A 6,917-nucleotide genomic window follows, 5' to 3' on the forward strand; every position below is an offset into this window, starting at 1 on the left:
CTCCTATCCCTGTTACTTCCTAATTCCTTTTTAGTGGGGGAGTGTGAACAGTTACATTCACAGTTATAATAAATATTAACCCCAGCTACAATGAAAAAATAATGATGACAACCCAAGCAGAAATAATTAATCAATTAAAAACCCTAGAAGCACTTTCTCAACAAGGTGGATATAGTGATATCCTGGCTTTATCTCTGAGAAAAATTATTATTCAGGAAAAAAATAATATTCAGGTACAAATTCAAGAATTAGAGACCGATTTACAAGCATTTGAGCAACAGTATCAATTATTATCTGAAGATTTTTATCACCAATTTCAAACCGGACAATTAGGCGATGATGTAGACTTTGTTGAATGGAGTTCTTTTTATCAAATGTGGTTGGATTTACAAAAGCGTTTAACATTACTTCAATCTTAAATTTAATATGATAGTTCAGGATTATTTAACCGAAATAAAAACTAAATTAATCACTAGTCCTATAATTGATAAAATTACTATTGTTAAAGAAAGATCATTATCTGATCAAGGTTATTTTCGAGCAAGATTAAATTTAACTAATGGTGATTTTTTAGAAGTGGTGGAATTTTTTAAAATCAAAGGAGATAAATTTATTACCGAAACCTATCGTCATCAATGGATGGATTCTACTCAAACTCAATTAAAAAAGAGATGGGATAATGTAGAGCATTTTCCTAATTTACCAAATTTTCCTCATCATGTTCATATTAGTGAAGAATCTAATGTTTATTCAAGTGTTTGTATGAATATTTTAGAAGTTATTGATTTAATCAGTCAAGAAATTAAATACTGTGACATAAAATAGGATGGTAGGAAAAGTAGTTATCATTGATATTTAGGTTTTTTATTTCCTTCCCCTGATGAATTGTCTTGTAAAAATCCAACGGAATTACTATATGTATAATTACAAACAAGCTATTTTATCATTATTTTTAGTTGTCTCCTGCACTGTGATTAGCAGTTGTGATTCTAACAATACCGCTAATAACCCAACTCCAGAAACAATACCAAATAACAAAATTAACCCCAGTCCCCCAAAGCAACTACAGAAGTCTCCTACTCCCGCAGTTGAACCATATACCAATAATTCCGATAATAAAGCCATTTCTGGTAAAACTACAAACGTGACTGTATACACAAGTGATGCTCAATGTCAAGAGCTAATTCCCAAAAAAGCTGATGTTTCCGCAGCAGAACCCATGAATGAAGCCATAGGTAAAATATTTAAAGAACAAAGTACAGCAGATTTCAGCGTATCCGGTTATCGTGTTAATGTGAGAAATGGTGTTGCGATTGTTGATCTTCGTATCTCACCAGATTCTAAAAGACAAGTATCTTCTCTGTCTAGTTGTGAACAGTTTGCGTTGTTTAGTAGTGTCCGCAAAACCTTAATTAGTAATTCTCAGTGGAAAATTAAAGATGTCCGCTTTACTGAACGGGGAGAGGATATTATGCTGTGAGGGATTTTCTTCCTGCTTCTTTCGTGTTCTTTGTGTCTATCCCTACGGTAGCATAGGGATACTTGGTTAATTAACTCCTAACGCCTGACTCATTAAAAGTGATATAGTGGCAATAACCCAAGTATGGTAAAGATTTCTAGTGATTTTGCCCAAATGCAAAAACACGATATTAAGATCAGAAAGTCGAAAGTTAAGGGGATAAAATCAATGGACATCAAACTAATTTTAGTGGGTTTAACTGTTATATTTACGGTTTCGTGCTTATTCTTTGGTACGAAAAATGGCTTTTATGATTCCAATAACTATCATGGTAACGGTTCTGCACATTAACAAGAGTGACAACTTAGGTTTCCAACTTTTTTGAACTTTGCAGAGGAATATTGCTAAAAGCCAACTTTCTCAGCCAATAGTTTGATTGAGGGGAGGAGCAAATGATGAATAATATATCAATTGATGCTGGAACAACAGCTAACGAGTTGGAATGCTTTCCCTATAGTGTTCAGCATCAAGATGAAGGGGTGTGTCTAGTGGTCAGGATGGGATCACACCGAATAATGTTAGATTTCGGCTTGACAAATATTTCTCCTGTAGCGCAGGAACTGACTCAATCGGCACATGATGGGATGCCAGCGGATTTAGTTCTGATTAGTCATGCTCATCCAGATCATGCTAGAGGATTATTAACACTACATCAAGCTTTTCCCCTGTTACCTATATATGCTAGTGAGGTGACGACGAAGTTATTACCGCTAAATTGGCTAGATGAAGAACTACCAGGAATTGTATCATTTTGTCAGGCGTTACCATTGCGATCGCCTATAGAAATCAGAGAAAATTTAATAGTAGAATTATTTCCCGCAGGTCATTTACCCGGTGCTGTGGCAATTCTCCTCACGTACCACACACCCAACCGTGATTATAAATTACTTTACACAGGTGATTTTTTCCTATCCAACTCCCGTTTAGTTGAGGGTTTGCGACTAGATGAACTTCGGGGTTTAAATTTAGACGTACTATTAATTGAAGGTAGTTATGGTACGTCCCGTCATACCCATCGTCGTAACCAAGAAAATCAACTAGCAGAAAGGATTCATCGCGCCATTAGTTCCAGTAGACCAGATGAAACCAATTCAGTAATTTTACCAACCCCAGCCTTGGGATTAGGTCAAGAATTACTCATGCTGTTGCGTTCCCATCACCACTTTACAGGTAGAGATTTAGATATTTGGGTGGATGGTGCTGTAGCTGCTGGTTGCGATGCCTACTTAGAACTTTTACCCCATCTCCCCGCTGCTGTCCAGAATTTTGCCCGACACCAACCTTTATTTTGGGATGAACGGGTAAAGCCTCGTGTAAGAAGATTAAAGCCAGAAAATCTGGCCACTTTAGGGACATCTCCTTGTATTGTCCTCACGGACTCTTCCGCAGATTTACGTAAATACTGCCAACCCAACACAGGCAATTGGTTGATTCTTTTACCGGAAAAAATTGATCTTCCCGTTAATCCAGAATATTTAGCACCAACGAAATTTGAAAGTTATCTTTTAGCGCAACATAGTGATGGACCAGGAACAACCCAGCTAATTCATAATTTACGACCTCAGCACGTTATTTTTGTGCATGGTTCTCCAAGTTACTTGGCAGATTTAACTTGCTTAGAAGAGCTACAAAACCGCTATCATGTCCACTCACCAGCAGCAGGAACTCTAGTAGAATTACCAATTGGGGAAACGTTTTTACAACCTGCTGCCCCAGAAACTAATTATGAGGGAGAGTTGACGGAATTAGGTACTGTTATTACCATCACTCTCCCTGATACAGTAACAGCAGACCCTCGCTGGAGACAATTCGCTGATACGGGTTTAATAGAAGCCCGTTGGCAGGGTGAAGACTTGGTATTGCGGGGGTTATCCCCACGAGAACTCGTAAACCCCAACAACCTTCGCTCAAATTCGAGTGATGTTGAGTGCTGTGGTAGCTGCCGACATCAAAGGGGGCAACGGTGTTGGAATCCCGCTGCCCCCTTATATAATTTCAAAGTTACCCTTGACGGATACTGTCCTGCTTTTGAACGCTTGACGTGAATTTAATTTAGGAGCGTTTAATAAGCCATTAGCGATCAGCATTCAGTTAATTCTGGGTTTAATTTCCCCGCCTCTACAGGCGGAATGTTGCTGAGGTGGGGTTTAAATCCTCTTGTCAACAACCCGCTGACGGCTGACGGCTGAACGCTGATGGCTCTTTTAATCTGGATTTAGGTCAGTATAAGGGTTAGGAATACGCTCTGCTTCTGGACATTCTTCAGTTGTTAGCGGATCTATGTTACCGCGTTGCACTGAAGCTAATTTCTGAGTCACAGATCCGATGCTTTCAAGACGAACCATCTCCTCCCAAGAACAAACTTCATCTTCTTCGTCTGTTTCATAGCGTAAAGTCACTAAATCGCCTTCGATATCAATGATGCGGGCCCGCTCTATCCAGCGTTGCTGATCCCGCAAAAAAACACATACCTCCCGCCCGTCGCAACACAGTTGATAAATTTTGCGGTGTAGCATGTAGTGCTTCTGCCTTTTTATACAACGTAGTTAAACCTGTCAAATTCGGGTTTTATCCCTAGAACATTCGCCTCTAAGAGGTGAATTTCGTAGTTAGAACCCAGTAAGTTTAGTGACTCAATTTTACCACTTATTTTTAGTCATTAGTGTTAGGTGAAATTTTGGGTCTTAAGCTTTAGTTTACCGCATTAGTTGAACGGCTATAGCAACTGTTAACATCTACAGACATTTTTCTCTGATTTGGCGTTTCCAGGGGAAATGCTAGGTATCTTTATTAGCACGCTTTGTCAATAGAAATATTACGTCTGGTCGCAACATAGCTTTCAGCCTTTTAATGAGACTATCTAGCTAAGTACAGATAACCATTTGGATAGTCTACGGAAGACTTTCACTAGGGTTAAAATCTGCATTCTATATGAATGATAACATTATTTCTAGTTTCTTAGCGGTAAATAATTTTTTTTGTATAAATTTTTGAATAAGATTAGCAAGGTGTTACGGAAGTAAAATGTAAATTTATATGTAGAGATATTTGAGTGGCATATCTCTACATCAGGTTTAAGAGGGTAAAGGTGATTGTATCCATGAAATCAGCAATCTTACTGTGTAAATGTCAGTTAAAGTTAAATTGATTGTTGTTTATGCGGTTTATGCCAGATAGTTAGTGATGATGATTGAGAGCATTAAATTTCAATGGGGTGTGAGCAGATGCTTCGCGTTTAATGTTGCCACTGCGAATTTCATCATTAAGGGCAGCAAGAGCTACCAAATCATTTGATTGATAACATCTGGTTGTTAGCACTTGGTGGATTAAACCCTCTGATGCCACGCTAAGACATCCAGTTTGGAACGCCGATTTCACCAGTGAACGAATCATGATAATAAGGGACTATTAAAGCAATTTACTATTACTAGTTTGCAATAATTATTTCTGGGTTATGTTGATGTAAAGCATCTATTATTGGTGATTCTCATTACATAAATATAGTGACCATGATCACTAATTATCAAGATGATACTTGGTTTCCTAGTAATTTTTACGGATGTTTTATGGGTATTACGATATGATATCCTTAAAAATACAGGGAAAAAATTCACTAACTCTTCACAGTCTGAGAGAAAAATAAGCATCACTCAGTATAGATAAATTACTGTGATCTGATTAGGTTAGAAATTGGCGAAAATCTTCATCTTTCTGGCTCAATTGCACCCAATCTAAGTTAAGAGCTTGAAATTTCTGAACTAGGCGATCGCACGCGGGGCGTTCTGTGGCATAATGTCCAGCATCAATTAATACAAGATTACGATCACGGCTTTCTTGGAATTGATGAAATTTGCAGTCAGAGGTTAAGTAAGCCTGAGCATTAGTTTTGACTACTGCTGAAATATAACCCGCACCTGAACCACCTAAAACAGCTACCCGTGAAATTTGCTGTTGTAAATCAGCCAATGGTGAAAAAATCAAATGGGGCGGGTTTAATTGAGTTTGAATATTGTTAATTAATTCTTGTAATGTCAAAGTGGGTTTTAGTATTCCTACACGCCCATAGCCTAAACCTGATTGAGTAGGAACAATGGGTGATACTTGTTGAAGTTCAAGTAGTTGGGCTAAAACGTCAGCAGTTCCATCTGCTACTTGGTCAAAATTAGTATGGGCGGTGTAAATTCCGATATTATGGGCAAAAGCTAACCGCACCATTTCTGTTAAAGCGTCTCCAGTGCGGAAAGATTTGGGGGGATAAAAAATGAGGGGGTGATGGGCAAATATAAGATTAGCATGGAGAGCGATCGCTTCCTCCATTACAGCTAAAGTGGGAGTTAAACACACCAAAACCCGCGCTTCTGTAGACAAAACACCGGGTTCTACTTGCCAACCGCAATTATCCCAGCTTTCGCACCAAGCAGGATTTGCCCATTCCTCAAACCAGGTGATTAAATCAGCAATTTTCATTAAATTCAAATAAATCAATAGATTAAACGTATTTAATTATAATCCTACTGGTGAAGATGACCTAAAAAAATGTTTCTTGATCCAGAAAGATACACTAACTAAACTAATTAGGACTGGAACTTCTACCAAGGGTCCAATGACAGCAGCAAAAGCCGCACCGGATTTAATTCCAAATACAGAAATAGCTACAGCTATTGCTAATTCAAAATTATTACCAGCAGCAGTAAATGCCACACTAGCAGCTTTTGCATAGTCGGCTTTAATTTTCCATGCTAGGTAAAAAGCACTCAGGAACATGAATAGAAAGTAGATAATTAGGGGAATGGCAATGCGGACAACATCCAGAGGAATCTGCACAATCAAATTCCCCTTTAAACTAAACATGACCACGATAGTAAATAAAAGAGCAATTAAAGTAAGGGGACTGATTTTTGGAATAAATTTCTGATGATACCACTGTTTACCTTTAGCTTTTACTAAAATAACGCGAGTCATAAAACCAGCCAGAAAAGGAATACCTAAATAGATAAAAACGCTGTTGGCAATTTCTCCAATACTGATATTTACAATAGTTGCTTGTAAACCAAATAAAGGTGGCAACACGGCAAGAAAAAACCAAGCATAAACGCTGTAAAAGAAAACTTGAAAAATACTATTAAAAGCAACCAGTCCGGCTGTATATTCAGCGTCTCCCTTAGCTAATTCACTCCAGACAATTACCATAGCAATACAAGGGGCTATTCCCACCATAATTAACCCAGTCATATACTCAGGTTTATCACGTAAAAAAAGCATGGCAAGCGCAAACATCACTATGGGGGCAATTATCCAAGTTAGTGATAATGATAATGCGAGAATTTTTATGTTATGAAATACATCGTAGTTTTTCACTCTCCCCCCACTTTCGAGAGTTTATAGGGTAGGTAGAAGT

At 38.0% G+C, this 6,917-nt stretch carries 8 protein-coding genes; 4 read left to right on the forward strand and 4 right to left on the reverse strand.

Annotation, left to right across the window (positions count from 1 at the left end):
• Positions 1-101 precede the first annotated feature (101 nt).
• From FJR05_RS12420 to FJR05_RS12435, 4 genes are all read left to right on the forward strand, one after another.
• Entirely contained in the window at positions 102-419 is a 318-nt protein-coding gene (locus FJR05_RS12420) for a hypothetical protein (RefSeq protein WP_254446922.1), read from the forward strand.
• Between the two features lie 7 nt (positions 420-426).
• The gene (locus FJR05_RS12425) at positions 427-825 is read left to right on the forward strand and encodes a DUF6516 family protein (RefSeq protein WP_168644382.1); all 399 of its coding nucleotides are present in this window, start codon (positions 427-429) and stop codon (positions 823-825) included.
• Positions 826-916: 91 nt separating this feature from the next.
• Complete coding sequence (locus tag FJR05_RS12430) at positions 917-1,480, forward strand: sporulation/spore germination protein (RefSeq protein ID WP_168644384.1); 564 nt, start codon at positions 917-919, stop codon at positions 1,478-1,480.
• A 431-nt stretch (positions 1,481-1,911) separates the two neighbouring features.
• Positions 1,912-3,564, forward strand: a complete 1,653-nt coding sequence (locus FJR05_RS12435; RefSeq protein ID WP_168644386.1) for an MBL fold metallo-hydrolase — start codon at positions 1,912-1,914, stop codon at positions 3,562-3,564.
• Between the two features lie 159 nt (positions 3,565-3,723).
• On the opposite strand, the gene FJR05_RS12440 is transcribed toward FJR05_RS12435, so the two are convergent.
• From FJR05_RS12440 to arsB, 4 genes are all read right to left on the reverse strand, one after another.
• Positions 3,724-4,035, reverse strand: coding sequence for a DUF6679 family protein (locus FJR05_RS12440; protein ID WP_027403878.1), 312 nt, complete (start codon positions 4,033-4,035; stop codon positions 3,724-3,726).
• A gap of 661 nt (positions 4,036-4,696) precedes the next feature.
• On the reverse strand, positions 4,697-4,912 hold the full coding sequence (locus FJR05_RS12445) for a hypothetical protein (RefSeq protein ID WP_168644388.1): 216 nt from the start codon (positions 4,910-4,912) through the stop codon (positions 4,697-4,699).
• 285 nt (positions 4,913-5,197) lie between these two features.
• Positions 5,198-5,986: a Nif3-like dinuclear metal center hexameric protein gene (locus FJR05_RS12450; protein WP_168644390.1), complete on the reverse strand. Its 789-nt coding sequence runs from the start codon at positions 5,984-5,986 to the stop codon at positions 5,198-5,200.
• Positions 5,987-6,022: 36 nt separating this feature from the next.
• A complete protein-coding gene (gene arsB, locus FJR05_RS12455) occupies positions 6,023-6,877 on the reverse strand; it encodes an ACR3 family arsenite efflux transporter (RefSeq protein WP_371416884.1) in 855 nt (284 codons plus the stop codon).
• Positions 6,878-6,917: the final 40 nt, after the last annotated feature.

The organism is Dolichospermum sp. UHCC 0259 (assembly GCF_009711935.1).
Lineage (GTDB): Bacteria > Cyanobacteriota > Cyanobacteriia > Cyanobacteriales > Nostocaceae > Dolichospermum.